The organism is Streptomyces sp. CA-288835 (assembly GCF_050936385.1).
Classification (GTDB): domain Bacteria; phylum Actinomycetota; class Actinomycetes; order Streptomycetales; family Streptomycetaceae; genus Streptomyces.
The window spans coordinates 4,384,730-4,411,041 of record NZ_JBNJMW010000001.1 but is presented as its reverse complement, the minus strand read 5'-3'; the positions used below and the strand labels follow the sequence as shown (position 1 = coordinate 4,411,041).

Sequence of the window (26,312 nt, the reverse complement as noted above, 5' to 3'; positions counted from 1 at the left end):
AGCGGCCACCCTCACGGTCGTACGTACGTATGCGCAGCTCAGTCCTTCACCGGCGCCCCCACCACGTCATCCGCCGCCCCCGCCGGCGTCGGGATCGCCGCGGCCGCCGAACCCGAGCCGTCGTCATCGTTGTTGATCTTCGCGATGATCTCGTCGCGCTCCGGGGTGTCCTCCGGCTTCACGTAGCCGATGAGGATGTAGAGGACGAGCGAGACGGCGAGCGGAATCGACACCTGGTACTGGAGCGGGACGCCGCCGTCGAGGTTCCAGTGGATCGGGTAGTTGACCAGCCAGAAGGTGACGAGGCCGAGGCCCCAGCTGATCAGCGCGGCCGTCGGGCCGCTCTTGCGGAACCACGGCAGCAGGCCCAGCATCAGCGGGATCGCGATCGGGCCCATGAGCCCCGCGACCCACTTGATGACGACGGTGATGATGTCGCCGAAGAAGTCGGAGTTGACCTGCGTCGCGATGGCCATCGACAGACCGAGGAACAGCAGCGTGGCCCAGCGCGCGGCCAGCAGCCCGGTCCGGGTGTCCCACTGGCGCACCTTGCGCGAGACGGCGGGCATGATGTCGCGTGTGACGACGGCGGCGATCGCGTTGGCGTCCGACGAACACATCGCCATCGTGTGCGAGAAGAAGCCCACGATGACCAGGCCCAACAGCCCGTGCGGCAGCAGCTGTTCGGCCATCAGGGCGTACGAATCGGCCGGCACGTCCGTCTGGATGATCAGCGGCGCGACCCACATGGGGAAGAACAGCACCAGCGGCCAGATGAGCCAGAGCAGGGCGGACAGGTAGGCCGAGCGCGTCGCGGACTTCGCGGAATCGGTGGCCATGTAGCGCTGGGCCTGGTTCCACATGCCGCCGTTGTACTCGAAGGTCTTGATGAACAGGTACGCGATCAGGAAGACCATCATGTACGGGCCGGCCAGCGGCTCGGAGTGCCCGTCGAGCGCGGGCTCGTCCCAGACGCTCCACAGCGTGCTGAAGCCGCCCAGCTCGGCCATGACGGCGATCAGCATCGCGATACCGGCGATGAACTGGATGATGAACTGCCCGAGTTCGGTCAGCGCGTCCGCCCACAGGCCGCCGACGGTGCAGTAAACGGCTGTCACTGCACCGGTGATGAGGATGCCCATGTTGAGCGAGACCCCGGTGAACACGGACAACAGGGTCGCGATCGCCGCCCACTTGGCGCCCACGTCCACGATCTTCAGCAGGACGCCGGACCAGGCAAGGGCCTGCTGCGTGGGCAGGTTGTAACGGTTCTTCAGATACTCCAGCGGGGAGGACACGTGCAGCCGTGAGCGCACGCGGTTGAGCCGGGGTGCGAAGAGGCGGGCGCCGATCGCGATGCCGATGGCGATGGGGAAGGACCAGGTGACGTAGGAAGTGACGCCGTACGTATAGGCGATGGCCGCGTAGCCGGTGAACATCACGGCGCTGTAGCCGGACATGTGGTGGGAGATGCCGGACAGCCACCACGGCATCTTGCCGCCGGCGGTGAAGAAGTCGCTGACGTTGTCGACGCGCTTGTGGGACCAGACGCCGATCGCGACCATCACACCGAAGTAGCCGATAAGTACGGTCCAGTCGAGACCGTTCATATGCCCCCCTCTTAGGGTTCTCAGGGTCCCGTTCAGGGTCGTGAAGCGCCCGCTCATCGTCAGTTCGCTGACATGGCGACGACAACGCCCCGTACCGTCAAGAGGGGGTAAAATAGTTCTGCTTACTGACCTCGGTTCATGTTCCTGAACGCATTCGAGACCCGGCTAACGCATCAACTCCCCCGCATTGACCAGCAAAGACTGCCCCGTGATCGCCCGCGCCCGCTCCGAGGCCAGGAACACCGCGGCATCAGCCACGTCCGAGTCCGTGGCCAACTCCGGAAGCGCCATACGAGACGTCAGCCGCTCCAGCACGTCAGCCTCCGGCACACCCTCGGTATGCGCCGAGAACTGGACGTACATCTCGACCGGCGGCCCCCACATCCACCCCGGCAACACGGTGTTCACCCGGACCCGGTGCGGCCCCAACTCCCTTGCCAGGGAGTACATCGCGGACGTCAGCGCACCCTTCGAGGCCGCGTACGCCATCTGCCGCACCTGCGTGGGAGCGGCGACGGCCGACTGCGTCCCGATGAAGACGACCGACCCGCCGCGTTCCTTCAGCGCGGGCAGACAGGCGCGCGTCATCCGCAACGTGCCGAGCAGGTTCACATCGATGACGGACTGCCAGGTGGCGAAGTCCGCGTCCTGAAGACCGCCGAAGTAGCTGTCCAAGGCGGCGACATGGACCACGGCGTCGATCCGCCCGAACCGCTCCGCCGCCAGCGCGGCCAGCGCCTCGCACTGCGCCTCGTCGGTGATGTCCGTCGCGCGGTACGCCGTGTGCGCGCCCTCCGGATCGATCTCAGCCGCGACCTTGGCGAGATTCGCCTCCGTACGCGCCCCGAGAACGGCGTTCCCCCCGTCCCGTACGACCGCCGCCGCGACCTGGTGCCCGAGCCCGGCACCGACTCCCGAGACGATCACGGTCCTGCCTGCGAGCAGTGACATGCCAAGGCCTCCTGACTCTGGCGGATTGTCTGACGGGGCGTCAGAGTATGGGCGTCCGCCGGAGGAAGGAAGGGGAACGGCATGAGTGAGGAGACCCGCAGCGAGGTGTACGCGGAGCTGGCCGCCTTGGGCCCGTACGGCGTCCACCCGGGCCACGCCCTGATCACCATGGTCGAGCCACATCCGGGCCACGAGTACGCGTACAACCGCTGGTACGAGGACGATCACTACTACGCCGGTGCGATGGCGATGCCCTGGATGTACGCGGGCCGCCGCTGGGTCGCCACCCGCGACCTCCAACTCCTGCGCTACCCCGAGAAGTCGGCGGTCGCCCAGCCGGTCACCGCCGGCTGCTACATCACCACGTACTGGGTCACCGACGGCCGCTACGACGACCACATGAAGTGGACCGTCGGCATCAACAAGCGGCTCAACCGCGACGGCCGCGTCTATCAGGACCGTACGCACGTCTTCACGGCGTTCCAGGACCACGAGGCGACGGTGTACCGGGACGGGGCGGCGGGCCCGCGCGACTTCCACGCGCTGGACCATCCGTATGCGGGGCTGGTGGTCGAGGTCATCGATGCGGAAGGGGCGGAGCAGCGGGCCGAGTTGCTGGAGTGGCTGCGTTCACGGCACCTGCCGAAACGCCTCGCCGGTTCGCCCTCCGCGATGGTCACGATCTTTCGGCCGACTCCGTTGCCCAGCGACCGGATGTCGTATGTGAAGCAGGTCGAAGGGGTCGATACGCGGCTGACGTTGCTGTGGTTCCTGGAGGCGGATCCGCGGGAGTGCTGGGAGGAGTACTTCACGGGGCTGGAGGAGCCGGTGGCGGAGGCGGGGCTGGGGAGGGTGGAGTTGGTGGCGCCGTTCATTCCTACGGTGCCGGGGACGGATCGGTACGTGGATGGCTTGCGCTGAATTGGTGGGCGGGCGCGCTCAGTTCAAAAAACAGCAGCCCCCTCGGCTGGTGACGGCGGCCAGTCGAGAGGGCTCTTGTTGGTGCTGTGGAACTTGTGGAGTTGGTTTGGCTCGGCCAGTGGGGGGTCGAGGGTCCTCAGGGACCCTCGGGTCTCACTGCTTGACCGATGTCACGAAGACACTCCATGCCTCGGCCGGGAAGGCCAGGCTCGGGCCCTCGGGGGCCTTGGAGTCGCGAACGGCGAGGGCCGAGGTGGTGGGTGACTTGACCTCGACGCACGCGCTGTTGGGGGAGGAGTACGAGGACTTCGTCCAGGTCTTCGTGGCGCCTTGCAGAATTGCCATGTTCGCTCCGATGGTGAATCGCTGGCCGAGGTCACCGGGCCATTGGGGCCACAGCGCAGTTCGCGCCAACTTTGTTGATCGAGTGGCGTGATCGACGCTACTCGCCAACTTCCTCATCCGGAGGAGCCGTTCACTCGTCTGGGTGGCATATTCCATCCGAACCTTCTGCTGGGGCGCGCTTTGGTATACCCTGCCCGACTTCAGCTCACGCCGCCGCCGCGGGCATAGTCCTTCGCGATATCGGCGATGATCTGCCGCGACCGCTCGGGGTTGAGCGCCTGGGCCCGCAGATGCTCGTACATGAGGCTGTACTTCTGCACGTCCGGCGCCTTCTCCAGGTACAGGTCGCTGGTGACGCCCTCGATGTAGACCACGCTCGAATCGGCCGCGTCGGCGAACTCCAGGATCGCGTACTGGCCGGCCAGACCGGAGTGCGCGCCGACGTCGAAGGGCAGTATCTGCACGGTGATATGGGGGAGTTGGGCCATCTCGTTGAGGTGCTCCAACTGCTCGCGCATCACGTTGCTGTCGCCGACCACGCGGCGCAGCGAGGCCTCGTCCAGTACGACCCACAGGCGCAGCGGGTCCTTGTCGGCGTTGATGCGCTCCTGGCGCCGCAGCCGGACCTGGACGCGTTTCTCGATCTCGGCGTCCGAGGATTCCGGGGATCCGCCGCGGACGATGGCTTCGGCGTACGTGGGGGTCTGGAGCAGTCCGGTGACGATCTGGGGCTCGTAGACCCGCAGGGATTCGGCGTCGGTCTCCAGGCCGATGTAGACGCTGTACGGGATGTCCCCGAACGCGTGCCACCAGCCCTGCTGGCGCGAGGCCTTGGCCATCTCCATCAGGCCCTCGACCATTCTCTGGTCCTCGACCTCGTACACCCCGCAGAGGTCTCTGACGTCGCGGGGGCTGATGCTGCGCCGGCCGTTCTCGAGACGGCTGATCTTCGACTGCGAGACGAGCAGGCGCTCGGCGACCTCCTCGGCGGTCATGCCCTTGAGCTCGCGGAGCCGGCGCAGCTCCTGGCCCAGCCGGCGTCGCCTGACGGTGGGATTGACATTGGACGCCACGGGACGTGCACCTCCGGCTGCGTACGGCCTGTACTTTGCGTGTCTGCTCTGCAGCAGATTGCCACCATGGCGCTGGCCGCGCTGGAAAACGGTAGATATGCCGGTGGGGTTCGCTGAAGAAGTTGCCTGCGGGTCCGTTGTGGCTTGTCGCGCAGTTCCCCGCGCCCCTAAGAGGCCTGCGGCCTCCTTCGGGACGCCGCGTGCGCCAACTCGGGGCGCCGGGCGCGCCAACGCGGCGGAACCACAGGGCGCTGGTGAGTGAAGACATGGCCGCGCGGGGCGGCGGGTCGTGTCGTCGTCCGGACGTACGGCCTGCTGCCCCGCGCGGCTCAGCGGCTCCCGAACCGGGTCTTGGGGACTTGCGGTGCGGCGCTGACGGTGGGTGGTGCTGTGCTGCTGTTGTTGCCGTGGCCTGGCGGTTCAGTGGGCCACGGCGCGCGCCATCGATCCTCGGCGCGGTTGCAACGGAACGCCCCGTGAGGGTTCCGGTGCGGGCCTGGCTCCGGCGGCGGCCTGGCGGCCGGGCGTCGGGGCCGGGCTGCGGCGTGGCTGTGCGGCCACACCGTTCTGGACGTCCATCACGGCGTGCGCCACGAGTCCGCCCATGGGGTCGTGCCTGATCAGATCCCGGAGGCGGGAGCGCGAGGAGCGCCCTTCGTTCCCCGGGTAGAGGTGCTTGCCCAGGCCGACGGCGTGCGCCAGCGCGGCCAGTGCGGCGGTCCGCGGGTCCGGCGGTACGCCGGTGCGGATCGCACTGTCCAGCCGGGCCTTGATCTCCCGGCTGATCTCCGTGTCCGTCGCTTGGTAGCGAGTCGTCGGAAGCACCCCGCACATCTGTCCCGCGACGGCATGGACCATGCCGCAGCGCTCCAGATGCGAGAGATATGTCTGGCGCAGCCCCAGTCGGGGCCCGCCGATCCAGTGAACGGCACGCACGGGAGCGCCACGCCTTCGCAGCAACTCCAACGCGCAGTCCAAAGTCGGATCTCCGGTCGGCCGTGGTGCAACCACGGCGATACGATCCCCGTCTGGGGCTATCCGTCCGGCCAGCGCCAGCTCTACTAGCTGTGCTCCGGCCAGACCAAGGTCGAGCGACTGCGGCTGTGCGGTGGTACCCGTGGTCGGGTCCAGCGCCAGCAGCAGAAGCTCCTCCGGAAGTGTTCTGCGGCTCCTGCCCATCCATGCCTCCCCGCGTGGATGAATGACAGGGTGACCCCTCTCACATCGGTCTGTCGAGGGTGCGTGACCGGAATGTAGTGGAACCAGTAGGTATGTCGTTCTCGTCTACCGCAGGGGTTAAGCCCGCACACAGGACACTGGTACATGGTTCGGACATCGATTCCGGGCGTCTGTTGGCGGCTCTTCAACGGTTCATGGTTCGGTTGGGCGCACGGTGAGTGGCGCATGGAGGAGGCATCGGTGACGGGCGAGTCCCCCGACAGGTCGAAGCAGCATGAGTCGTCGGCAGAACCGACGTCGGGGAGTACGGCTCCGGTTCCCGGTCCTGCCTCCTCGGGCGGGCGCGGCTCCGACGCGCGTCCCGCGCCGGGCGCGGATCCGCGGCTCGCGGTGGCGCGCGAGACGGTGACCGCTTCGCGCGGGCGGGTGGACACGGCTACCGCGGTGTTCTCCACGCGCGGCCTTGCGGAAGTGTCGGCTCCGGGTACCTCGGGTACGGACGCTTCAGGGTCGGTTGCGTCGAACATGCCGGAGACGGCGGACACTGCAGGGGCGGAGGGCTTGACTGCTGAGGGTTCCCCGGGGCGGGAGGACGCGGCGACTGCTTCGGAAGCGGAAGCGGAGGACGCCGCGGGCTCCGGTGCGAACGGTTCCCAGTCCTCCCCGCCGTCGCCGTCGTCCCAGTCGGGCGACACCCGGCTGCGGGACGCTGTGGCGGCTTGGGTCGCGGGGGCGGACGCGGGGGCCGAGGGCGGCGAGGGTGCCGGTTCGGGGTCCGGTTCCGATTCCGATGACCGTGAGTCGCGGGTCGGGGCGGAGAGTGACGGCGACGTCGAGAGCGACGGGGACGCCGCGCCTTCAGCCGATGCGGGCGATGACGGTACGACTCCGGAGGCGGAGGTCGGCGACGAGGGGGCTCGTACGGACTCCGAGGAGCGTGCGGAATCCGAGGCAGGTTCGGCTTCGGACGCCGGGGCCGGTCCGGACTCCGAGTCGGAGGAAGCCGTCGAGGCGGAGGGCGCCGCCTCCGGCACCGTGGAGACGAAGGACGACCTGTCTGCGGGCGACACCGAGGGCACGGAGCCCTCGGGCACCGCGGCCCAGGAGAATGACGCGGAATCCTCCGGCGAGGACGTGTCCGGTGACGCGAAGGGCGACCGCCCGGCGAGCGGCTCCGAGGCCCGGCGTGCAGAGGAGGCCGAGCAGTCGGACGCCGAGCCGGTGGGCGAGGGTGCTCTGTCCGGTGGCCGCGGATCCGATGCGCGCGACTCCGAGGCGGACGCCGCCGTCGGCGAAGGCGCTCTCGCCGCTGCCGAAACCGCAGCCGACGCCAGCGACGGCGTAGCCGTCTCGGCGGTGGGTCAGGGCGCCGACGGGGCGTCTGCCTCCGGCGAGGATGCTGCCAGTGGCGCGAAGGGCAACCGTCCTGCGAGCGGCTCCGAGGCCGAGGTCGCAGAGGATGGCGAGCGGCCGGAGACCGAGGCGGTGGACGGTGGCGTCGACGTGCAGTCGGACGCCGAGTCCACGGGCGACGACACCCCGGCCGGTGACCGTGGCGCCGAGGCGGACGCGCCGGAGGACACCGCCTCCGGCGGGATGGCTGCCACCTCTGGTGCCGAAGGCGAGGCCGCCTCGGCCGTCGCCACCCGCGACGCTGACGCGGAGCCTGGCGCCGACCAGGACGCGTCTGGTGACGCGGAAGACGACCGCCCTGTAGGCGGCTCCGATGACGAGCACGTGGAGGACGCGGTGCCCTCCGCCGAGGGCACCCCGGCCAGCGGCCGTGGTGCCGACGCGGATGAGTCGAAGGCGGATGCAGCCCCCGGCGACGAGACTGCTCCCGACGCCGGCGCTTCCGGCGGCGATGCCGCCCCCGCCTCGGGCGTCGGCGCGAAGTCTGACTCCGGAGCCGCGCAGGGCGGCGACGACGTCGAGCCGGAGGCGGACGCCGAACCCGCCGACGCCGAACCCGCCGACGCCGCACCCGGCGCCGACGCGAAATCCGACTCCGCGACCAACCAGGATGCTGAAGCGGAGCCCGACTCCGCGCCCGCCTACGACGCCCGCGCGAAGCGTGACCCCCGCGCCGACGGCGGAGCCACCTCGGTCTCCGACCGGGACGGCGACGGCGAGTCCGGCTCAAGTGCCGTTGACGACAAGCCCAAGCGGCCCGTCGACCAGCCCACCGCCACCTTCAAGGTGTGGGCGCCCGCTGTTGATCAGCCCACCACCACGCTCAAGGTGGGCGACGCCCAGCCGGACGAGAAGCCCAAGGACGCCGAGCCCGGCGCCGAGAAGTCCGACGGTGACAAGCCCCCCGTCGAGCGTGAGTCCGAGCGCACCAGCAAGTTCGTAGCGCTCAAGCCGCTCGACGAACCGGCTGCTCCCAAGGAGAAGCCGGTCGCTTCGCCGGAGAAGCCGGTTGGACCGCCGGAGAAGCCGGCTGTTCCGCCCGCCGCCGAGACCGCGGCCATCGCGCAGATCGGGCCCGAGCGGACCGCTCAGCAGCCGTTGCCGCCCAAGCCGCCGCTTGATCTGCTGGCTGAGCTGACGAACACGCCGCCGCCTCCGGAGACTCCGGTGCGGACGATTGTGCGGCGGGTCAAGATCTGGACACCGTTGGTCATCCTGGCGGCCGTGGTGTTCGCGGTGGTGCAGGCGGTACGGCCCTTGCCGGCGCCCGCGCTTGCGCTGACGGCCGACCAGTCGTACACCTTCGAGGGCGACAAGGTCAGCCTGCCGTGGCCCCAGGAGGGCCAGGGCTGGATGGACGTCAACGGCATCGGCACCGTCGACAACTTCGGCAAGCAGCAGCCCGTAGCCATCGGCTCCGTTGCCAAGGCCATGGTCGCGTACGTGATCCTCAAGGATCACCCGCTGAAGCCCGGCGACGAGGGCAAGAACATCCCCGTCGACGCGAAGGCCGAGACGGAGGGCGGTTACGACGCGGACGGCGAGTCCACGCTCAACACCATCAAGGAGGGCGACACCCTCACCCAGCGGCAGGCGCTCGCGGCCATCATGATTCCGTCCGCGAACAACGTCGCCCGGCTGCTGGCCCGTTGGGACTCGGGCGGCGACGAGGCCGCGTTCGTCAAGAAGATGAACGACGCCGCCGCGGACCTCGGGATGAAGAACACGAAGTACACCGACCCCTCCGGCCTGAAGGAGTCCACCGTCTCCACCGCCGAGGACCAGGTGAAGCTCGGCAACGAGCTGGTCCAGATGAAGGCGCTGACGGACATCACCAGGCTGCCCGTCTGGAAGGACCCCTCGGGCAAGGAGTGGCAGAACTACAACCGCCTCGTCCCGTACAACGACGCCATCGGCATCAAGACCGGCTCCACCACCAAGGCCGGCGGCAACCTGCTGTTCGCCGCCACCAAGGACGTGGACGGCGAGGTCGTGACCGTCGTCGGCGCGATCCTCGGCCAGCACCAGCCGCCGATCATCGACACCGTCAACGCGGTCAGCAAGACCGCGATGGTCGCCGCCCAGGACGCGCTGACCTCGTCGAAGATCCTGAAGAAGGGCGACGTCGTCGGGTACGTGGACGACGGGCTCGGCGGCCGCACCCCGGTCGTCGCCACGCAGGACGTCTCCGCGGTGGGCTGGGCCGGCAAGACCGTCGAGCTCGCCCTCAGCGACGACGGTACGGAGATTCCGCACGAGGCGAAGGCGGGAACCAAGGTCGGCTCGCTGAGCGTCGGTGACGGCACGGGCGACGCCGTCGAGGTCCCGGTGGCCCTCCAGTCGGACCTCACCGAACCGGACTACGGCTCCAAGCTCACGCGCGTGAGCTGACGGCCGGAGGGGCGAGCAGGGCTTCTGCCGCGCCCCATGGGTGCGTAGACGGCACGTACGTCCCGGTCACACAGCGTGGCGTACGTGCCGAGCCCCGCCCGGGCGACCGTCGGCGGGGTGCGTGCTAGCGTCGCAAGGATCGGGGTTGCTCGCCGGGCGTGGGACCCGGCCGGGAGCGGAACAACGGGACACGGGGAGTGCCTTTTACGTGGCGACAGCGGAGTCGACGCACGCCGAAGACGCCGAGCCGAGCCGAGGAGCCGGCCCGCGAATAGTCGAGCATGCGCGGGAGGCCGAGGGCCACGACCAGACCCACGACGGCACCCGAGAAGAGCCTCAAGAGGCCCACGACCGCAGCCGCGACGAGACCGGTGGCGACAGCCGCGCAGCGCGGGAAGGCCGCGACTCCGCCGCACCCCCGACGTCCCCGACGGGCCCCACCCCCTTCGCCCGCTTCCTCCGCCACCCCGCCACCCTCGCCACCGCGCTCGCCGGTGTGCTGCACGTCGTCTGGTTCTTCACGTTTGCCAACAGTGGGGGCGATCTCGCGGCGCAGGACGCCTGGGCGGAGTTCGTCGGGCGGCATCCGGACTCGGCGTACAACCTCGCCTGGTACGGGGGCATGCACCCCGTCTCGTACAGCGTCGTGTCCCCGTATCTGATGTCGGTGCTCGGTGTGCGGCCGACGATGATGATCGCGGGGACGGTCTCGGCGGGCCTGCTCACGCTGATCCTGATGCGCAGCTGGGCCGTACGGGATGTGAAGTGGCCCGCGCTGATGGGCGTGTTCGGGCTCTTCTGCAACGCCGTGTCCGGCCGGGTGACCTTCGGTCTCGGCATGGTCTTCGCGCTGAGCGCGACCGCCGTCGTCTTCTGCTGGCCCTACCGCTGGCGCTACAAGCGCTGGGCCAAGGCCCTGTGCGCCGCCCCGCTCGCCGCGATCGCGACCGCCGCGTCGCCGGTGGCGGGGCTGTTCGTGGGGCTGGTCGCCGTGGCGCTGTTCCTGCAGAAGCGGCGGCCGGGGGCGTACGCGCTGGGGCTCGCGCCCGCTGCCGTCGTGGGCGTGTCGGCGTGGCTGTTCCCGTTCTCCGGTACGCAGCCGATGATGTTCGGGTCGGTCGTGCTGCCCTTCCTGTTCTCGGGCTTCATCGTGTTCCTCGTCCCCAAGGAGTGGAAGACGGTCCGGATCACGGCCGGGGTGTACGGGCTGGCCGTGGTCCTCGTCTGGTTGATCAGCTCGCAGATCGGGTCCAACATCACGCGCCTCGCGATGCTGTTCGCGGGGGTCGTGCTGCTGGCGGCGCTGCCGTTCACGGTGCCGCGTTCGCGCAGGTGGTACGCGCTGGTCGTGGCCTGCGTGGGGTTCGTCGTGTGGATCGGCTTCAAGGCGGTGGACGACACCATCAACGCGATGCCCGCCGCGTCCTGGGCGCGTGAGCTCGCCCCCATCGTCGACCAGCTCCAGGAGGTGGGCGCCGAGAAGGGCCGCGTAGAGGTCGTACCGGCCCGCTCGCACCGTGAGGCGTCCGCGCTCGCGCCGTATGTGAACCTCGCGCGCGGCTGGAACCGGCAGGCCGACATGGAGCGCAACCCGCTCTTCTACGACGACACCCTGAACTCCGCCAACTATCACGAGTGGCTCAAGCGCTGGGCCGTCCACTACGTCGTGCTGCCCAAGGACGAACTCGACGGGGACGGCGGCGAGCGCGAACGCGAGCTCGTGCAGCGCGGCCAGCCGTATCTGAAGCAGGTCTGGGGCGACGCCAACTGGCAGCTCTTCAAGGTCACCGATCCCACGCCGCTCGCCGACCCGCCCGCCGTCGTCCTGCGGGCCGGGCAGGACGAGATGACGATCCGCGTGAAGGAGGCGGGGCGGGTGCTGATACGTGTCCCGTACTCGCCGTGGCTGGGCCTGGTCGACGCCGAGGGCAAGAGCGTCACGCCTCCGAAGGAGACGGAGGAGTCCAAGGCCTTGCGGGAGGTCGACGAGGACGCTCCGAAGTCGTTCGAGAACGTCGCCGGGTGTCTGATGGAGGCGGAGGAGGACGCGAAGGGCGACGAGTGGACGGAGCTGGTGGCTCCGCGGGCCGGTACGTATCGCCTCGCGGCGCGGTACCAGCTGCCGCGTGGCACGGGGTGCCCCGAGGAGATGCGGGAGGCGCTCCTCGGGGTTGGGAGTCGTGCTCCGCAGGTTCGGTGACGGGGTGCGGGTCCGGTGGGGGCTGGTCGCTCCCCCACTCTCGGCTTCTCCCCCACTCTCGGCTTCGCTCGAGCGGGGGGACCCCCATGAGCGGGGGGACCCCCATCGCGGCGGAGCCGCAAATGTCACAGCCCCGCGCCCCTGAAGGGGCGCTCCCGGCACCCTGTGCTTAAAGCCGTCACCCCGTGCTTGAGCCTGTCCCCGAGTTCCTAGATCGGAAACGCCACGTCGCACACCTCGTCCTCTGGCCCCGCCTTGTCCCAGTCCGCGAAGTAGATCTCGCGGCAAGGGCCCGCGTAGTCCAGGCCCTCTCGTTCCATCCAGGCCTCTACGGCCTCGAAGGCCGCGTGGATCTGGGGGGCCTCTACCTGGGACTTGGTGATGCGGGTGTAGGCGACGCGGCGGGCGGGCTCCAGGCGGGCCGCCGCGTCCCAGGCGCGTGCGTGCTCGGTTGCCCAGGCGCGTGCCGCGTCCGGGTCGGCTACGGGTACGCAGGTCTCGACGGGGCCGTCACTCACGTCCGCGACCTCGGAGTGGTAGACGACGAACGACGCGCCCGTCATCCCGCCGCACTCCTCGGCGGCCGATTCGAGCCGCCCCAGTGACGCCGGGATCCAGGTGGGCAGTTCGTCCTCGACGGTGTGCCGCTTCTCCGTGATGACCCACTGCTCGGGTACGTCCATGGTGTGGACCTCGAACTTCGCGTACAACTCGGAACTCCTTCCGGAAAGCCGTCCACGGAGGTAGTGCGCGAGTGTGCGCTGCCCGGCGAGGCGTTCCTCGACGTCCGCCCAGTACGCGGCGACGAGGTCCGCGGCCCGTACCCCGTCGGCCTCCGCCATCACTTCGGCGATCCGCGCGAGCGGCATGTCGAGCCGACGCAGCAGGAACACCAGGCGGGCGCGTTCGACCTGGCTTTCGCGGTAGTAGCGGTAGCCGCTGGTCTCGTCGACGTACGCCGGTGTCAGCAGGCCCAGGCGGTCGTAAAGCCGCAGCGCCTTCGGCGAGAGCCGCGCGCGGGCGGCGAACGCGCCGATCGTGAGCAGGTTCTCGTCCACGGCACCATCCTCCGTCACCGGGCGACTGCCGCCCGGTGACGAGGACGGTGATCCCTGCCCCAGGGGCAAGGTCAAGCGGAGTGGTCAAGCGGACCGGTCAAGTGGCGCTACGCGACAGCCTTCTCCACCGCCGCCACGATCTCCGCGGACTCCGGCTCCGTCTGCGGCGAGAAACGGGCGAGGACCGTGCCGTCGCGGCCGAGCAGGAACTTCTCGAAGTTCCAGCGGATGTCGCCGCTGTGGCCCTCGGCGTCCTCGGTCGCCACGAGCCGCTCGTACAGCGCGTGCCGCCCCTCCCCGTTCACCTCGACCTTCTCGGTCATCGGGAACGTCACGCCGTACGTCGCCGAGCAGAACTCCGCGATCTCCTCGGACGTACCGGGCTCCTGGCCCATGAACTGGTTGCAGGGCACCCCGAGCACGGTGAAGCCCTGGGCGGCGTACCGCTCGTGCAGCTGCTCGAGCCCCGCGTACTGCGGAGTGAGGCCGCAGCGGGAGGCCACGTTCACGATGAGTACGGCCTTGCCCTTGTACTGGCCGAGGTCGGCGGAGCCGCCCTGGAGGGCATCGATGTCGACGTCGTACACGGATACGGATGATTCGTCAGTGGTCATGCCCGGATGCTAACCGGGCTGGGTAAGGTCACCCGCGTGACGAGGGTGAATGGGATCTACGAGACACTCGACGACCGCTTCCGCACCGGCCGCTGCACGCTCGGCGACATGCGTCTGGAGCGCCTGTACGACGACTGCCGCTGGGCCGAGGGCCCGCTCTACCTCCCCGCCTGGCGCCAGGTCATCTGGAGCGACATCCCCAACGACCGCCTCCTGCGCTGGGACGAGACGACCGGCACGGTCGGCGTCTTCCGCACACCGGCCGGCCACAGCAACGGCAACACCGTCGACCGCCAGGGCCGGCTGATCAGCTGCGAGCAGGGCAACCGGCGGGTGACGCGCACCGAGCACGACGGGCGGGTGACGGTCCTGGCCGACCGTTACGACGGCAAGCGGCTCAACAGCCCCAACGACGCCGTCGTACGCTCCGACGGCATGCTGTGGTTCTCCGACCCCGACTTCGGGATCCTCAGCGACTACGAGGGGCACCGGGCGGAGAGCGAGATCGGCGCCTGCAACGTCTACCGCCTCGACCCGGCGACGGGCTCCGTGACCTTGGCGGCCGACGGCTTCCGCGGCCCGAACGGGCTCGTACTCTCCCCGGACGAGCGCCAGTTGTACGTCTCCGACACCCGCCTCAACCAGGTCCGCGTCTTCGACGTCCACGACGACGGCACGCTCGGCGAGGGCAAGGTCTTCGCCGAGTGCCGCCCCGGCGGCGGGGTCTTCGACAACATCCGCTTCGACGACGAGGGCCGCCTGTGGGTGGCCGCCTGCGACGACGGTGTCCACTGCTACGACCCCGACGGCACCCTCATCGGCCGCCTGCTGATCCCCGAAACGGTCTCCAACATCACGTTCGGTGGCCCGAAGAACAACCGCATGTTCATCACGGCGACGACGTCGTTGTATTCGCTGGTGATGTCGGTGACGGGCGCGCCGCGGCTTTGACGGGACATTGATGGGACTTTGACGGGGCCTTGGCGGCGGAAGCCGCCGGTTATCGAAGGAAGTAGTTGAGGAGTGCGTCGGCGCGCTTGCCGAAGGGGGCGTACAGGAGGCGGACGGCGTTGTAGCGGCCTTGTACGTAGATGCCCTTGGGGTGGCTGAGTGTCCGGAAGCCCTCGATGCCGTGGTATTTGCCCATTCCGCTGGCGCCGACGCCGCCGAAGGGGAGGTCGTCCTGCCCGATGTGCATGATGGTGCCGTTGATGGTGACGTTGCCGGAGGTGGTGCGGTCGAGTACCTTGCGCCGGTCCGTGTCGTTGTTGCCGAAGTAGTAGAGGGCGAGCGGTCGGGGTCGTGCGTTGACGTAGTCGATGGCGTCGTCGATGTCGCGGTAGGGGAAGATCGGGAGGATGGGGCCGAAGATCTCCTCGTGGGCGATGCGCATGTCGTCGGTGACGCCGAGTACGACGGTGGGTGCGAGGGTGTGCGGGCGGTGGGCGGCCTCGCCCGGCCGGTGACCGACTTCGATGATCCGTGCCCCGTGGCTGCGGGCGTCCTCGATCAGGTCGGTGAGGATCGCGTACTGCTTGTCATTGATGATCGAGGTGTAGTCCTTGCTGGTCGGGCCGTCGGGGTAGGCGGCCTTGGCCTGTCTGGCGTAGCTGTCGATGAAGGTGTCGATCTCGGATTCGTGCACCAGGGCGTAGTCGGGGGCTATGCAGGTCTGCCCGCCGCTGAGGAGTTTGCCGAAGACGATGTCGGACACGGTCCGGTCGGTTACGTGTCCCTTGGCGACGATGGTCGGGGACTTGCCGCCCAGTTCCAGCGTGACGGGGACGAGGTGCTCGCTCGCCGCCTTCATCACGGCTCGTCCGACCTCGGTGCTGCCGGTGAAGACGAGATGATCGAAGGGCAGGGAGGAGAACGCGGAACCGTCGCCGCTGACGATCGTGACCTGCTCTTGTGGGAAGAGCTCGCTCAGCATCGACGCGAGCACGGTGTTCGTCGCCGGGGTGAACTTCGACGGTTTGAGCATGACGCGGTTGCCGGCCGCGATCGCGGTGACGACTGGCATCAGCGACAGGTTGACGGGATAGTTCCACGGTGAGATGACCCCGACCACCCCGAGCGGCTGGTACTCGATGCGGTTGGTGCCCCAACGCATGTGCAAGGCGGTGTGGCGGCCGGTCGGGCGCATGAACCGACGCAGATTGCGCTGAAGGTAGCCGATGCCCTCGACGACGCCTAGGAGCTCCATCATCGCGGTCTCGTGGCGCGAGCGGTTTCCGAAGTCGGCGTTGATCGCCTCCTCGATGGCGCTGCGCCGGGCGATCAGCGCCGCCTTGAACCTGCTCAGGTCGTTGCGCCGCGCCGCCAGTGAGGGCGCTCCGTCGCGGCGGTAGGCAGCGCGCTGAACGGCGAGGATGTGGCCGAAGCGCTCCGCGTCGGTGGGCTGTGGGGTGGCTTCTGTGATGGTCACGATGGTGGTCCTTTGCTACTGGTGGGGACGATGGAGGAGCAATGCCGCCTGGGACGTGGAACGGGTCGCCGAGAGCGGCGGCTTCCGGTTAGGGGCGGGCCATGCGGCCCATGATCCGGACGGTCAGGCGGCGCGGCAGGATCTTGCTGGCGAGGGCGAGCGGGCGGCCGTTGGTGATCACGGACGGGGGCGCGGAGCGGCGGTCGAGGGTGTCGAGGGCCGTCTTGACGACGTGTTCGGGGGTGACTCGCTTCGTGCCGTAGTCGGCCGTCTCGCTGCCGGCGGCGTCGTAGAACTCGGTCTTCGTGGCGCCGGGGCACACGGCGAGGACGCGTAGGCCGGTGCCATGGTTCTCCTCCCACAGCGATTCGGTGAAGCTGAGGACGAAGGCCTTGGTGGCGCCGTAGACGCTCAGGTACGGGGTCGGCTGGAAACCCAGCAGGCTCGCGACGTTGATCAGGATGCCGGTGTCGGTGGCGGTCAGCGGGTCGATGTAGGCGCGGCTGAGGTCGACCAGTGCGCTGACGTTCAGCGCGATCATGCTCTGCAGGCGGTCCGGGTCCTCGTCGGTGAGGGCGTTGTGGCTGCCGAAGCCGGCGTTGTTGACGAGTCCGGTGGCGTAGATGCCACGGGATTCGAGTTCGGCGCGCAGCGTGCGGCCAGCGTCGGGCTGGCCGAGGTCGCGGGCGACGACGTGCACCGTGACGCCGTGGGCGCGGGTGAGTTCGTCGGCCAGGTCCTTGAGCCGGTCCGCGCGGCGGGCGACGAGTACGAGATCCGCGCCGCGACGGGCCAGTTGGCGGGCGAATTCCGCGCCGAGCCCGGAGCTGGCTCCGGTGACGATGACGGTCTGGCGGCGATAGTCGATTTTGCTCATAGCTTCACTCTACGCACACTCTTGCACTGAGTGCAAGAGATTGCATAACGCGAAGAGATGTACCATCGGTGCATGGCTCAGAAACCAGCACCTCTTCGTGAGCAGACCCGCTCGGTGGTTCGCGCGCTGATAGCCCGGACCGCGCTCGAACTGTTCGCGGCCAAGGGGTACGACGACACGACCCTCGAGGAGATCGCCGCCGCGGCGGGCGTCTCCAAGCGCACCCTGTTCAACTACTTCCGCAACAAGGAAGACCTCGCGCTCAACGGCCTTTCCGAGCAAGGGGAATTGATCGCCGCGCGGCTCGCCGAGCGCCCGGCCGACGAGGACCCGTGGACGGCGCTGCGTGCGGCGTTCCATGCGCTCGAGGAGATGGAGACCACCCTCGAGCGTCGGCTCGAGCTGGTCACCCTGCTGTTCGGCAATGAATCCCTGCGCGCCGGCCACGCCGAGAAGCAGGCCCGCTGGCAGGACCTGTTCGCGCCGCTGATCGAGCCGCGACTGCCTGACTCCGACCACCGCCCTCTGCAGGCCCGCGCGATCGCGGCCGCAGCGATCACCTGCCTCCAGGCGGCAACAGAAGAGTGGATGCGCCTGGGCGGACAGGCCGACATCTCCGACCTCTACGACACCGCCGTACAGGCCATCCGCCGCCCCGCCTCACCACCAGAGAAGACAACGACATGAGCAAGCGCCTGCCCCCCGCCGACCTGCCGAACATGGCCGCCGCCCTGCGCGCCGAACGCACCGAGATGCTGGACTTCACCAGCAGCCTCACCGACGACGAATGGACCGCGCACAGCGCGGCAGCCGGATGGCGCATCGCCGACGTCGTCGCCCACATCGGTGCGACGGCACGGAACTTCTACGTACCCTCCGGGCTGCGCACAAGCTTCGCCGCCAGCCTGGAACAGGCGAACGAGGACCCCGTCGACCGACGGCGGAACTGGAGCCGCGCCAAGGTGATGGCCGAGTACCAGCGCGCCAGCCGGCGAGCCACCACGATCCTCGACTTCGTCAGATGCACGCCCGCCGCCCGAGTGCGGGCGCCGCTGGCCGAACTCGGTCGCTACCCCTTGGGTCTGCTGATGGCCGGCGCACTCGTCTTCGACCATCACACCCACCTGCGCCACGACATGGCCCCGGCGCTCGGCCGACCCGCGCCGCCCACCGATGCGGACAGGATGCGCGCGGTCCTGACGTGGATGATCGCCGTACTGAGCAATCAGGTCGCGCAGGCGCCGGTCGCCGGACTCGATGCCCGCGTCGCACTCACACTCACCAGCCCCGGCGGCGGGACCTGGTGGATCGACGAGGCAGGCGGCCTGGCTCCGTTCGACGGCAAGGTCGCCGCGCACATCACCGCCCCCGCGCTGACCTTCCCCGACTGGGGCACGCAGCGCTCGTCCTGGCGCGACCGCGACGTGACCCTCACCGGCGACACCGACCTCGCCGCCCGCTTCCTCGACACCGTCAACGTCATTTGACGGGCCGCCCTGCGACACTGAAGGAAGAGCGAGTTGGCGGTACGCGGCCGCCAACTTCACCACGCACTGGGGGACTTCAGATGGCACTGTTCGGAAACGCCCACACCATCGATCCGGCAAAGGCTCAGCACGAGTACGCGCGACTGCTCGGGATGGACGAGCAGGTGTACGCCGCGTACCTGCTGATCCGCGACACCATCCTCTTCACCGACCGCCGCCTCATCCTCATCGACAAGCAGGGCATCACCGGCAAGAAGACCGAGTACCACTCCGTCCCGTACCGCAGCATCACCCACTTCTCCGTCGAGACCGCCGGCCACTTCGACCTCGACGCCGAGCTGAAGATCTGGATCTCCGGCACCCCGGCCCCGATCGAGAAGACCTTCACCAAGGGCGTCGACATCTACGAAGTCCAGGCGATCCTCACGCAGTTCGTGGCCCGCTGAGGGCTGTCAGCGCTTCAGGCTGACGATCACCGATCTGCTCGTAGAACCGCCGTCATGGGTGGCTTCGGCGGAGCCGACGCCGAGGACCTTGTCCGTCCCCGGGACCGCCGCGATGGCGTTCAGCCGGATCGACGGCCGTACGCCGGACTCGACCCAGTTCGCGTCCGGCAGCTCTGACCGCGAGATTCCTTCGCAGTTGCCGCCCGCGGTGATGTACCGGCTCGCACTGAGGACCACCCCGCGGTCACCGTCGCGGACCCAGCGGCCGCGATCCGAACACACCCCCTCCGAGTTCGGCAGCTTGATCCAGCCGGTGCCGTTCCAGCGCAGCCGGATGGCCTCATCGGGGGGGTCGGGTTCGTCGTCCTCGGGGATGGAGGTGTGGTCGCCGTAGACACGTATGTCGTCCTTCGCCAACGCGACGACCTCGGTGAAGTAGGCCAGCTGCTCGGGCGCCGGGACCGAGTAGTGGTACTCCGGCGTCGGTACGGGCTTCCAGGCGCGGCCGTCCCAGTGCACGGTGGCGGGCTGGGCGCCCGGGCCCTCGTCGGGGCCGTGCGGGTAGTGGTAGCCGACCGCCCAGAGGTCGTCGGACGCGACGCCGTCGAGTGAGGTGACGGCGACGGGCAGGTCCATGGCAGTCCAGCGGGCGCCGTCCCAGTGAGACGCGCCCGCGTCGCCATCGAGGACCCAGATGTCGTCCGCTGCGAAAGCCCGCACATCAGCGGCCGGGTGGCCGTCGGGCAGTTCGGGCAACGCCGTCCAGCGCGTCCCGTCCCAGCGGGCCATGTGCGGCGCTTCCCCTTCCTCTTCCTCCGTGCTCGCCGTGAGCAGGATGCCGTTGGAGCCCACGGCGTCGAAGCGCGCCTGCTCAAAGCGGCCGCCCCCGAACGACGCCGGCAGGGGACGCCGCTGCCACCCCGTGCCGTCGTCGTGCAGCAGGAAGCTGTCGCCCGCCACCCAGACGTCGTCGTCGGCGGTCGCCATCACGTCGTACAACTCGCCCGTCTCCTCGAAGACCTTGTCGTACGTCCAGGTCTTACCGGAGTCGATCACGGCCCGAAGGCCTGCCACGGTGACGAAAAAGACCAGGAAAGCGGCGATCGTCAGGTTGACCTTGACCATGCGCATGTTCACGTACGAGGAGAGCGGTGCGGCGGCGGCAACAGTTCCGCTCTTTACGCTTTCTGCACCTGGTGTCGGCCCTCACACATGGCGGACCCGAACTCGCACCAGACGATCTTCCCGGGGTCCCGCTCGGCCACGCCCCACTTGTCCGCCACCGTCGAGGGCGGCGCCTGCCTCGAAGTCGCCTACGACTGGCGGAAGTCCAGCTACAGCACTGAACAGGGGGCGACTGAGTCGAGGTGGCCACCCACCCCTCAGCCATCCACATCCGCGACTCCAAGATCCCTGACGGCCCGCTCTTCACCGTCACCCCCGCCACCTGGACGTCGTTCCTCACGCTCGCGCGCGACCGCGACTGACAACGCCACCGTCAGGGCGATCGACACGGTGGCCATCACCACCATCGCCATGCCCGCCGAAGTCAGTTGGGCCACGGCCCCCGCCAGCCCCGCGCTCACTCCCTGCATCGTGAGCATCCCGGCGGAGTGCAACCCCAGGGCGTGGCCGCTGAGTTCGGGTGGGGTCAGGGACATCAGCCGTTCCTGTTGGACCAGGCTCGCGCCGAAGCCGACGGAGGCCACGGCCACGACAACCGCCGCCACCGGAACCCCGGGCCGCAGCGCGAACACCAGGTAGGGCGCGGCCAGGAGCAGAAGCAACGGGATGCCGAACCGTTGCCGTACGCGGGGCGGGAGGACGCGGCCGACCGTCACGTCCCCCACGAACATCCCCAGCGCCGCGCACGCGAAGAGCAGGCCCGCGTGGTCGGGGGCGTACGGGACGTACAGGGACTCGCAGCCGACGATCAGGCCGTTCGGGATCCACAGGAGCAGGTAGACGTTGCGGCGGGGTGCGTACGACCAGAGGCGGGCGTTCGTGCGCCAGGTCTCGGCCACGGAGGGGCGGCCGGACGCGCGGGGCGGGCGGCGGGTCAGGCCGGCGCGGGCCGTGATCGCAGCCGCGAGGTACAGCGCGGCTGCCGTCAGCAGCGTGCCGCGCGGGGACAGGAGCGTGACCAGGACGCCGCCCGTCGCGTACCCGGTGATCTGCGTGAGCCCGTTCGCCATGTTGAAGACCGAACGCCCCAGCAGATAACCGTCCTTGGGCAGGATCTCGTTCAGCAGACCCCAGCGGACTCCTCCGCTCAGCGAGGCCACCAGGCCCAGCAGCAGGATCAGGGCGAAGAGCGCCCACAGGGGCACGGGCGTCGCCAGGACCGTCGTACCCGCCGCGAACGCCAGGGACATGCCCGTCATCGTCGCCCGGGGCGGCAGCCGGTCGGCCGCCGACAAGAGCGTGGTCGCGCCCAGGACCTGGGCCAGGGACGGGCCGAACATGCTCAGCGCCGAGAGCAGGGGCGAGTCGGTGGCCGCGTACACCAGCGTGCCCAGGGCCAGACCGCTCATCGTCTGCGCGGCGACCTGGACGAGGGAGGTCAGGAACAGCGGCGTGAACTCCCGTGTGCGGAACAGGGATCGGTAGGAGCGCATGAGCGGAGTCTCGGAGCGTCCGGATCCCGGCCGTTAATGTTTCGCACTGAGGCGAAACCACGAGACCGGGGGCGGGCAGGCAGGCATGGGGTGGTGGCAGGTCAACGCCGACACCCTCGCCGGGAGCCGTTTCGTGCTGTCCCCGCTCGCCGAGACCTTCGCCGGTCTCAAGTTGCTGCACGCGGGGACGGCCGCGCATCCCGGCGAGCGGGCGTGGCTCGATGCCCATCTCGCCGGGTACAGAAGGCGGTTGGCCGCTGGTCCTGTGACGGCGGCCGTCGTACGGGCCGGTCTCGGCAAGGCGTGGATCGCCGACTTCCTCACGCCGACCCCGACCGGAGAACCGGAGGAGTTCGAGGCGGAGGTCGCGCGCGTACGGGAGGCGTCGCCCGAAGCCGCCCGCGCCCACCTCGCCATCGCCCTGGGCGGCGGCCCGCACGCCCGGCGCGGCGACCCGCTGCCGCGCATCCTCCAGGACCGCGACGACCTTCCGGCCCGGGCCGCGGACCTGCTCGAGTACGTATGGGCCGAAGCCGTACGCCCCTACTGGGACCGGCGGCGACGCGTGCTCGAAGCCGATGTCGTCGCCCGTACCGCCCAGTTGAGCCAGGGCGGCTGGGCCGCCGCGCTCGACGCCATGCGGCCGGGCATGCGCTGGCTCGGCCAGAACCGGCTCCAGATCAACCTGCACGAATACCCGCCCCGCGAGATCTCCGGCGCCGAACTCTTCTTCGTCCCGGTCACGCCCCAGCGGCACGGCTGGGTCTCCTGGGAGGAGCCGCACCGGTATGCGGTCGTGTACCCGTGCTCGGGCGCGCTGGCAGGAGCCGAGCCGTCCGCCGCACCCGAAAGCCTCAACAGGCTGCTCGGCCCCGCACGGGCCGGCGTACTCGCCCTGCTCAACACCCCTTTGAGTACGAGCCAGTTGGTGGCGGTCACGGGCCACGGACTCGGCTCCGTCGGCCGCCACCTGAAGATCCTGCTCGACGCCGGACTCGTCCAACGGCGGCGGGCGGGACGGTCGGTGCTGTACTACCGGACGCCGGCGGGCGAGGTTCTCGTCAGGGCAGGGGGAGGCTGTTGCGGGAAATTGTGACACTCGAGGGGTCAAGTGTCACAATTTCCCGCAACAGCCTCCCCACCCCCCGGGCCGTAGCCGTAACCGCACTCGCTCGGTGCGGTCATTCGTCTTCCGGAACGTCCATCTCCATGAGCCGCTCCGCGATGTCGTCCGCCCACTCCTGCGCCCAGCGGCGCAGGTCTCCGATCGCCTCGTCGTCGAGTCCGTAGGCGGCGAATTGCCAGTCGTCGATCAACTCCGCGCCGACCAGGCGGGTTTGGAGATCGGTGAGGTCGAAGGTGTCGGGGGCGTGGCGGCGGCCCAGTTCCTCGAGTTCGGGGCGGGTCCAATGGTCCGCGGCGGCGTGTACGTCGACAAGGTCGCGGGCGAGGCCGCGGTCGGCGAGGGCGCGGACCTTGGTCCCGACCACATCTTCGAGGGAGAGGGTCAGCCCGTACTCGGTCTGTACGGGTGGATGCCACAGCGCTTCCTTGTACAGATCGACCTCGCACTCCTCGTACTCGCACTCCGCGATGCCGCCCGGCTCAGCGACGATCAGCCGAGCGGCGAGCGGTTCCGCGTCCAACGCCCTTACCTCCCAGCCCCGTTCCCCCAACGCCGCGCCCACATCGGCAGCGATCTTCCCCAGCGCCTCAGGACTCTCGGTGGCGAACTCCAAGTCCTGGCTCAGCCGCTCGACCAGCCCGTGTGCCCGTACCGCGTACCCGCCGGTGAGGGCGAGCGGATAGGGGGCGCCCGCGGCAAGCACATCGTCGAGCAGGCGGCGGCACGGACGGTACGCATGGGCCATGCATCGATTATCGACCGGAGGGCTCGGCTGTGCGCTCCTTCGCGTGCGCGAGGGTGATCGTGCGGTCACCTTCCGTTCAGCATTTCTTCGTCCCGCTCGGGACCCCTCCCCAGTGACCTGCGGGAGCATAAGGAACCTGTAAATGGGGCAAGATGTCCTGTCCATACGGCAGTTGGGGGAGTGAGTCGGTATGAGTGGGTCCGAAGAGCCAACGGGGGCCGGTGGCACACAAGAGCCGTCGAGCGGCGGACCAGAGCCAGAGGACACGCCACCGCCTTCGCCGCCACCGCCGGACGTAACTCCGGCACCGCCCGAGCCTCCGACGGACGTACCTCCGTCGTCGCCCCAGCCCGTATCGTCCGTGGCCGATGTGCCTCCGTCGGACGCACCTCCGCCGGGGTCCGAGCCCGCTCTGTCCGCGCCGCCTCCGCCGGGCGTATCTCCGTCGGGGTCTCAGCCTGTGCCGCATCCGTCGGACGTGCCTCCGGTGTCGCCCGAGCCCGTATCGTCCGTGGCCGATGTGCCTCCGTCGGACACACCTCCGCCGGGGTCCGAGCCCGCGCTGTCCGCGCCGCCTCCGCGGGACGTGCCTCCGGTGTCGCCCGAGCCCGTATCGTCCGTGGCCGACGCGCCGCCGTCGTCGCCCGAGCCGGCGTCCTCCGCGCCGGAAGTACCTCCGTCCGCGCCGCCTGCGTCGTCCGCGCCGCTTCCGGCGGAAGTGCCTCCGTCGGACGCGACTCCGCCGGGGCCCCAGCCTGCGTCGTCCGCGCCGCCTCCGCGGGACGTGCCTCCGGTGTCGCCCGAGCCCGTATCGTCCGTGGCCGACGCGCCGCCGTCGTCGCCCGAGCCGGCGTCCTCCGCGCCGGAAGTACCTCCGTCCGCGCCGCCTGCGTCGTCCGCGCCGCCTCCGCCGGACGTACCCCCGGCGTCGTCCGAGCCCGCATCGACCGTGCCGGACGTACCTCCGTCGTGGCCCGAGCCTGCGTCCTCCGCGTCGGAAGCTCCGGTGCCGGCCGGGCCCGCATCGTCCGCGCCGGACGCACCTCCGTCCGCGCCCGACGTACCTCCGGCACCGCCCGGGCCCGCGGCGTCTGCGCCGGTGGTACCTCCGCTGCCGCCCGCGCCCCCGTCCTCACCCCCACCCCCGCTCCCCCAAAGCCCGCCCTCCGTCCCCCCGGCCTCCGAGTGGTTGACCTACACGCTGCCGGAGGACGAGCCCGAGGATGCCGCGCCGCCGGACTCGTGGCGGGCCGCGGCAGCCGGGCTCTTCAACCTCAGCGGGCTCGGGCTCGGGTACGTATTCATGCGGCGCTGGCCGCAGGCCGCCCTGTGCTGGATCGCCACCGGCTGGTTGCTGGTGGCCGCGCTGCCCGCCGACCCGGACGGGGTGCCGGGCGGGGCGGTGTGGGCGTACGGCCTCGTACTGGTGGTGGCCGCAGCCCACGGGGCGTGGCTGGGACGCCGTACGCGGCTGACGTTGCCGGTGCGGCCGATGGTCGCCGCCGGGCTCGGGCTCGCGCTGCTCGTCGTGCCGGCCGGTAGCGCGGTGGGGTACGAGGCGGCGCGGGAAGAGGCGTACCAGCAGATGCTCCTCGACCGGCTCGACAAGACGGACCGGCTGGTCACCACCGCCTCGCAGCGCGACGGCGGCTTCGCCGAGGCGAAGGACGACTACGAGCGCGCGCTGAAGGCCTACCGTGCGCTCGGCGACGACCATCCCGGCAGCCGGGCGGCCAACCGCGTCCCCGACAGCCTCGACCGGTTCTACGACAAGGTCGCCGCGCCGTACCGCGAGAAGGAGTACTGCGAGGCCCTGGAACCGCTGCGGTATCTGTGGAAGGTGCCCGACCGGATGAAGGGCATGCAGTTCGGCTCCCTCACGTCCTGGCCCGAGGAGCCCCTCGCCACCTCGCTCTACGAGTGCGGCATCACGAACCTCGGCTCCGACGCCGCGACCACATCGACGGCGAACGGCGGGGAACTGGCCGAACTCCTGCGGGACTTCGCCGACTCGGAACCGGCCGCCAAGGTCGGACCGGCCGTCAGCGCGAAGATCGCCGACCAGTCCAAGGCGCTGAAGGGCAACGACCCCTGCCCGGCCAACGAGAAGTTGCAGGCCATCAGCACGACCGTGGGCGGCCTGCCCGAGGGCAGTCCCGGCGACGGGCTGCGTACCGACGCCGAGAACGCGGTGGAGTCCGGCACGTACGCCTGCGGGGTCGACGAGTTCAAGGACGACAAGTTCGGCGCGGCGGCCGCCACGCTCAGCGCCTTCGCCGACACGTACAAGGACAACAAGAACGCGAAGCGCGCCTGGAAGATCGCCATCGCCGCGGAGATCGCCGAGGAGCGGCCGGAGGCGGGCAAGAAGCTGCCGCAGTTCCGTAGTCCGGGCGGCGCCAAGATGCCCCTGGAGATCAGCAACGATTCCCCGACCCCGGTCGAGTTCCTCTACACCGGCCCGGTCACCGGCCGCATCACCCTCGCGGCCTGCGACGGCTGCACCAAGTACTCCAGCAGGGCGGCGGCCCAGGACGTCGCCTGCAAGAACAGTTCCACCTACTACCCGACCGACTTTCTCAACCTGCCCGCCGGCGAGTACCACACCCTCATCAAGTACGCCGGCGACGACACGGAGGACGTCACGAACGAGGCCGACGGCATGAGCATCGAACCCGGCTACGAGTACACCAACTGCGCGTACATGGTGAGCGGGAGCAGCTACCCGGGGCTTCCCGACCTCCCCGACTTCCCGACCCTGCCGGACCTCACCGAGCCCCTCGAGCCGACGGTCTGACTCACATGGTCTGACTCATTCGGTCCCTTCGGG

At 69.6% G+C, this 26,312-nt stretch carries 21 protein-coding genes and 1 pseudogene; 10 read left to right on the top strand and 12 right to left on the bottom strand.

Going from position 1 to position 26,312, the window contains the following annotated elements:
- Nucleotides 1-38: 38 nt before the first annotated feature.
- Nucleotides 39-1,610, bottom strand: a complete 1,572-nt coding sequence (locus ACQEVY_RS19660; RefSeq protein WP_432950262.1) for a sodium:solute symporter family protein — start codon at nucleotides 1,608-1,610, stop codon at nucleotides 39-41.
- 165 nt (nucleotides 1,611-1,775) lie between these two features.
- A complete protein-coding gene (locus tag ACQEVY_RS19655; RefSeq protein WP_432950260.1) occupies nucleotides 1,776-2,561 on the bottom strand; it encodes an SDR family oxidoreductase in 786 nt (261 codons plus the stop codon).
- Between the two features lie 81 nt (nucleotides 2,562-2,642).
- Between ACQEVY_RS19655 and ACQEVY_RS19650 the strand changes: the two genes are divergently transcribed.
- Nucleotides 2,643-3,482, top strand: a complete 840-nt coding sequence (locus tag ACQEVY_RS19650) for a hypothetical protein (RefSeq protein WP_432950258.1) — start codon at nucleotides 2,643-2,645, stop codon at nucleotides 3,480-3,482.
- A gap of 153 nt (nucleotides 3,483-3,635) precedes the next feature.
- On the opposite strand, the gene ACQEVY_RS19645 is transcribed toward ACQEVY_RS19650, so the two are convergent.
- The 3 genes from ACQEVY_RS19645 to ACQEVY_RS19635 form a co-directional block, all read right to left on the bottom strand.
- Nucleotides 3,636-3,827: a DUF397 domain-containing protein gene (locus ACQEVY_RS19645; protein ID WP_165345058.1), complete on the bottom strand. Its 192-nt coding sequence runs from the start codon at nucleotides 3,825-3,827 to the stop codon at nucleotides 3,636-3,638.
- 200 nt (nucleotides 3,828-4,027) lie between these two features.
- Nucleotides 4,028-4,900, bottom strand: a complete 873-nt coding sequence (locus tag ACQEVY_RS19640) for a helix-turn-helix domain-containing protein (RefSeq protein WP_432950256.1) — start codon at nucleotides 4,898-4,900, stop codon at nucleotides 4,028-4,030.
- Nucleotides 4,901-5,320: 420 nt separating this feature from the next.
- Nucleotides 5,321-6,079: a GOLPH3/VPS74 family protein gene (locus ACQEVY_RS19635; protein ID WP_432950254.1), complete on the bottom strand. Its 759-nt coding sequence runs from the start codon at nucleotides 6,077-6,079 to the stop codon at nucleotides 5,321-5,323.
- A gap of 561 nt (nucleotides 6,080-6,640) precedes the next feature.
- Here ACQEVY_RS19635 and ACQEVY_RS19630 point away from each other — a divergent pair.
- Both ACQEVY_RS19630 and ACQEVY_RS19625 read left to right on the top strand, forming a co-directional pair.
- Nucleotides 6,641-9,883: a D-alanyl-D-alanine carboxypeptidase gene (locus ACQEVY_RS19630; RefSeq protein ID WP_432950252.1), complete on the top strand. Its 3,243-nt coding sequence runs from the start codon at nucleotides 6,641-6,643 to the stop codon at nucleotides 9,881-9,883.
- Between the two features lie 208 nt (nucleotides 9,884-10,091).
- On the top strand, nucleotides 10,092-12,083 hold the full coding sequence (locus tag ACQEVY_RS19625) for an MFS transporter (RefSeq protein WP_432950250.1): 1,992 nt from the start codon (nucleotides 10,092-10,094) through the stop codon (nucleotides 12,081-12,083).
- A 209-nt stretch (nucleotides 12,084-12,292) separates the two neighbouring features.
- Here the strand turns inward: ACQEVY_RS19625 and ACQEVY_RS19620 are convergent, their stop codons facing one another.
- Both ACQEVY_RS19620 and ACQEVY_RS19615 read right to left on the bottom strand, forming a co-directional pair.
- Nucleotides 12,293-13,141 carry a MerR family transcriptional regulator gene (locus ACQEVY_RS19620; RefSeq protein WP_432950248.1) on the bottom strand — a complete coding sequence of 283 codons (849 nt, stop codon included), beginning with the start codon at nucleotides 13,139-13,141 and terminating at the stop codon, nucleotides 12,293-12,295.
- A gap of 107 nt (nucleotides 13,142-13,248) precedes the next feature.
- Nucleotides 13,249-13,755: a glutathione peroxidase gene (locus ACQEVY_RS19615; RefSeq protein WP_432950246.1), complete on the bottom strand. Its 507-nt coding sequence runs from the start codon at nucleotides 13,753-13,755 to the stop codon at nucleotides 13,249-13,251.
- Between the two features lie 36 nt (nucleotides 13,756-13,791).
- Between ACQEVY_RS19615 and ACQEVY_RS19610 the strand changes: the two genes are divergently transcribed.
- Complete coding sequence (locus tag ACQEVY_RS19610; RefSeq protein WP_432950244.1) at nucleotides 13,792-14,706, top strand: SMP-30/gluconolactonase/LRE family protein; 915 nt, start codon at nucleotides 13,792-13,794, stop codon at nucleotides 14,704-14,706.
- Between the two features lie 49 nt (nucleotides 14,707-14,755).
- On the opposite strand, the gene ACQEVY_RS19605 is transcribed toward ACQEVY_RS19610, so the two are convergent.
- Both ACQEVY_RS19605 and ACQEVY_RS19600 read right to left on the bottom strand, forming a co-directional pair.
- Nucleotides 14,756-16,183: a coniferyl aldehyde dehydrogenase gene (locus tag ACQEVY_RS19605; protein WP_432950242.1), complete on the bottom strand. Its 1,428-nt coding sequence runs from the start codon at nucleotides 16,181-16,183 to the stop codon at nucleotides 14,756-14,758.
- An 88-nt stretch (nucleotides 16,184-16,271) separates the two neighbouring features.
- Nucleotides 16,272-17,060 (bottom strand): SDR family NAD(P)-dependent oxidoreductase, encoded by a 789-nt coding sequence (locus tag ACQEVY_RS19600; RefSeq protein ID WP_432950240.1) that lies wholly within the window; start codon nucleotides 17,058-17,060, stop codon nucleotides 16,272-16,274.
- A 72-nt stretch (nucleotides 17,061-17,132) separates the two neighbouring features.
- On the opposite strand from ACQEVY_RS19600, the gene ACQEVY_RS19595 reads away from it, so the two are divergent.
- The 3 genes from ACQEVY_RS19595 (at nucleotide 17,133) to ACQEVY_RS19585 (ending at nucleotide 18,993) form a co-directional block, all read left to right on the top strand.
- Complete coding sequence (locus ACQEVY_RS19595; RefSeq protein WP_432950238.1) at nucleotides 17,133-17,747, top strand: TetR/AcrR family transcriptional regulator; 615 nt, start codon at nucleotides 17,133-17,135, stop codon at nucleotides 17,745-17,747.
- Nucleotides 17,744-18,547 (top strand): maleylpyruvate isomerase N-terminal domain-containing protein, encoded by an 804-nt coding sequence (locus tag ACQEVY_RS19590; protein WP_432950236.1) that lies wholly within the window; start codon nucleotides 17,744-17,746, stop codon nucleotides 18,545-18,547. The genes ACQEVY_RS19595 and ACQEVY_RS19590 overlap by 4 nt, the downstream gene beginning before the upstream one ends.
- An 80-nt stretch (nucleotides 18,548-18,627) precedes the next feature.
- Nucleotides 18,628-18,993, top strand: coding sequence for a PH domain-containing protein (locus tag ACQEVY_RS19585; RefSeq protein ID WP_432950234.1), 366 nt, complete (start codon nucleotides 18,628-18,630; stop codon nucleotides 18,991-18,993).
- 6 nt (nucleotides 18,994-18,999) lie between these two features.
- Here the strand turns inward: ACQEVY_RS19585 and ACQEVY_RS19580 are convergent, their stop codons facing one another.
- Nucleotides 19,000-20,124 carry a hypothetical protein gene (locus tag ACQEVY_RS19580; RefSeq protein ID WP_432950232.1) on the bottom strand — a complete coding sequence of 375 codons (1,125 nt, stop codon included), beginning with the start codon at nucleotides 20,122-20,124 and terminating at the stop codon, nucleotides 19,000-19,002.
- A gap of 108 nt (nucleotides 20,125-20,232) precedes the next feature.
- Here ACQEVY_RS19580 and ACQEVY_RS19575 point away from each other — a divergent pair.
- Nucleotides 20,233-20,480 (top strand): annotated as a pseudogene (locus tag ACQEVY_RS19575) (DUF397 domain-containing protein).
- Here ACQEVY_RS19575 and ACQEVY_RS19570 read toward each other — a convergent pair.
- Nucleotides 20,376-21,611, bottom strand: a complete 1,236-nt coding sequence (locus ACQEVY_RS19570; RefSeq protein ID WP_432950230.1) for an MFS transporter — start codon at nucleotides 21,609-21,611, stop codon at nucleotides 20,376-20,378. The pseudogene ACQEVY_RS19575 and the gene ACQEVY_RS19570 sit on opposite strands and share 105 nt — an antisense overlap.
- Nucleotides 21,612-21,696: 85 nt before the next feature.
- Between ACQEVY_RS19570 and ACQEVY_RS19565 the strand changes: the two genes are divergently transcribed.
- Nucleotides 21,697-22,707 (top strand): ArsR/SmtB family transcription factor, encoded by a 1,011-nt coding sequence (locus ACQEVY_RS19565; RefSeq protein ID WP_432950228.1) that lies wholly within the window; start codon nucleotides 21,697-21,699, stop codon nucleotides 22,705-22,707.
- Between the two features lie 85 nt (nucleotides 22,708-22,792).
- On the opposite strand, the gene ACQEVY_RS19560 is transcribed toward ACQEVY_RS19565, so the two are convergent.
- Nucleotides 22,793-23,482 (bottom strand): nucleotidyl transferase AbiEii/AbiGii toxin family protein, encoded by a 690-nt coding sequence (locus ACQEVY_RS19560; RefSeq protein ID WP_432950226.1) that lies wholly within the window; start codon nucleotides 23,480-23,482, stop codon nucleotides 22,793-22,795.
- 1,189 nt (nucleotides 23,483-24,671) lie between these two features.
- Between ACQEVY_RS19560 and ACQEVY_RS19555 the strand changes: the two genes are divergently transcribed.
- Nucleotides 24,672-26,279 carry a hypothetical protein gene (locus ACQEVY_RS19555; RefSeq protein ID WP_432950224.1) on the top strand — a complete coding sequence of 536 codons (1,608 nt, stop codon included), beginning with the start codon at nucleotides 24,672-24,674 and terminating at the stop codon, nucleotides 26,277-26,279.
- The last annotated feature ends 33 nt before the right edge of the window (nucleotides 26,280-26,312 follow it).

Coding starts and splice junctions, on each gene's coding strand:
- ACQEVY_RS19660 (WP_432950262.1), bottom strand. CDS start 1,610: ATGAACGGTCTCGACTGGACCGTACTTATCGGCTACTTCGGTGTGATG.
- ACQEVY_RS19655 (WP_432950260.1), bottom strand. CDS start 2,561: ATGTCACTGCTCGCAGGCAGGACCGTGATCGTCTCGGGAGTCGGTGCC.
- ACQEVY_RS19650 (WP_432950258.1), top strand. CDS start 2,643: ATGAGTGAGGAGACCCGCAGCGAGGTGTACGCGGAGCTGGCCGCCTTG.
- ACQEVY_RS19645 (WP_165345058.1), bottom strand. CDS start 3,827: ATGGCAATTCTGCAAGGCGCCACGAAGACCTGGACGAAGTCCTCGTAC.
- ACQEVY_RS19635 (WP_432950254.1), bottom strand. CDS start 6,079: ATGGGCAGGAGCCGCAGAACACTTCCGGAGGAGCTTCTGCTGCTGGCG.
- ACQEVY_RS19615 (WP_432950246.1), bottom strand. CDS start 13,755: ATGACCACTGACGAATCATCCGTATCCGTGTACGACGTCGACATCGAT.
- ACQEVY_RS19600 (WP_432950240.1), bottom strand. CDS start 17,060: ATGAGCAAAATCGACTATCGCCGCCAGACCGTCATCGTCACCGGAGCC.
- ACQEVY_RS19595 (WP_432950238.1), top strand. CDS start 17,133: ATGGCTCAGAAACCAGCACCTCTTCGTGAGCAGACCCGCTCGGTGGTT.
- ACQEVY_RS19590 (WP_432950236.1), top strand. CDS start 17,744: ATGAGCAAGCGCCTGCCCCCCGCCGACCTGCCGAACATGGCCGCCGCC.
- ACQEVY_RS19585 (WP_432950234.1), top strand. CDS start 18,628: ATGGCACTGTTCGGAAACGCCCACACCATCGATCCGGCAAAGGCTCAG.
- ACQEVY_RS19580 (WP_432950232.1), bottom strand. CDS start 20,124: ATGCGCATGGTCAAGGTCAACCTGACGATCGCCGCTTTCCTGGTCTTT.
- ACQEVY_RS19570 (WP_432950230.1), bottom strand. CDS start 21,611: ATGCGCTCCTACCGATCCCTGTTCCGCACACGGGAGTTCACGCCGCTG.
- ACQEVY_RS19565 (WP_432950228.1), top strand. CDS start 21,697: ATGGGGTGGTGGCAGGTCAACGCCGACACCCTCGCCGGGAGCCGTTTC.
- ACQEVY_RS19560 (WP_432950226.1), bottom strand. CDS start 23,482: ATGGCCCATGCGTACCGTCCGTGCCGCCGCCTGCTCGACGATGTGCTT.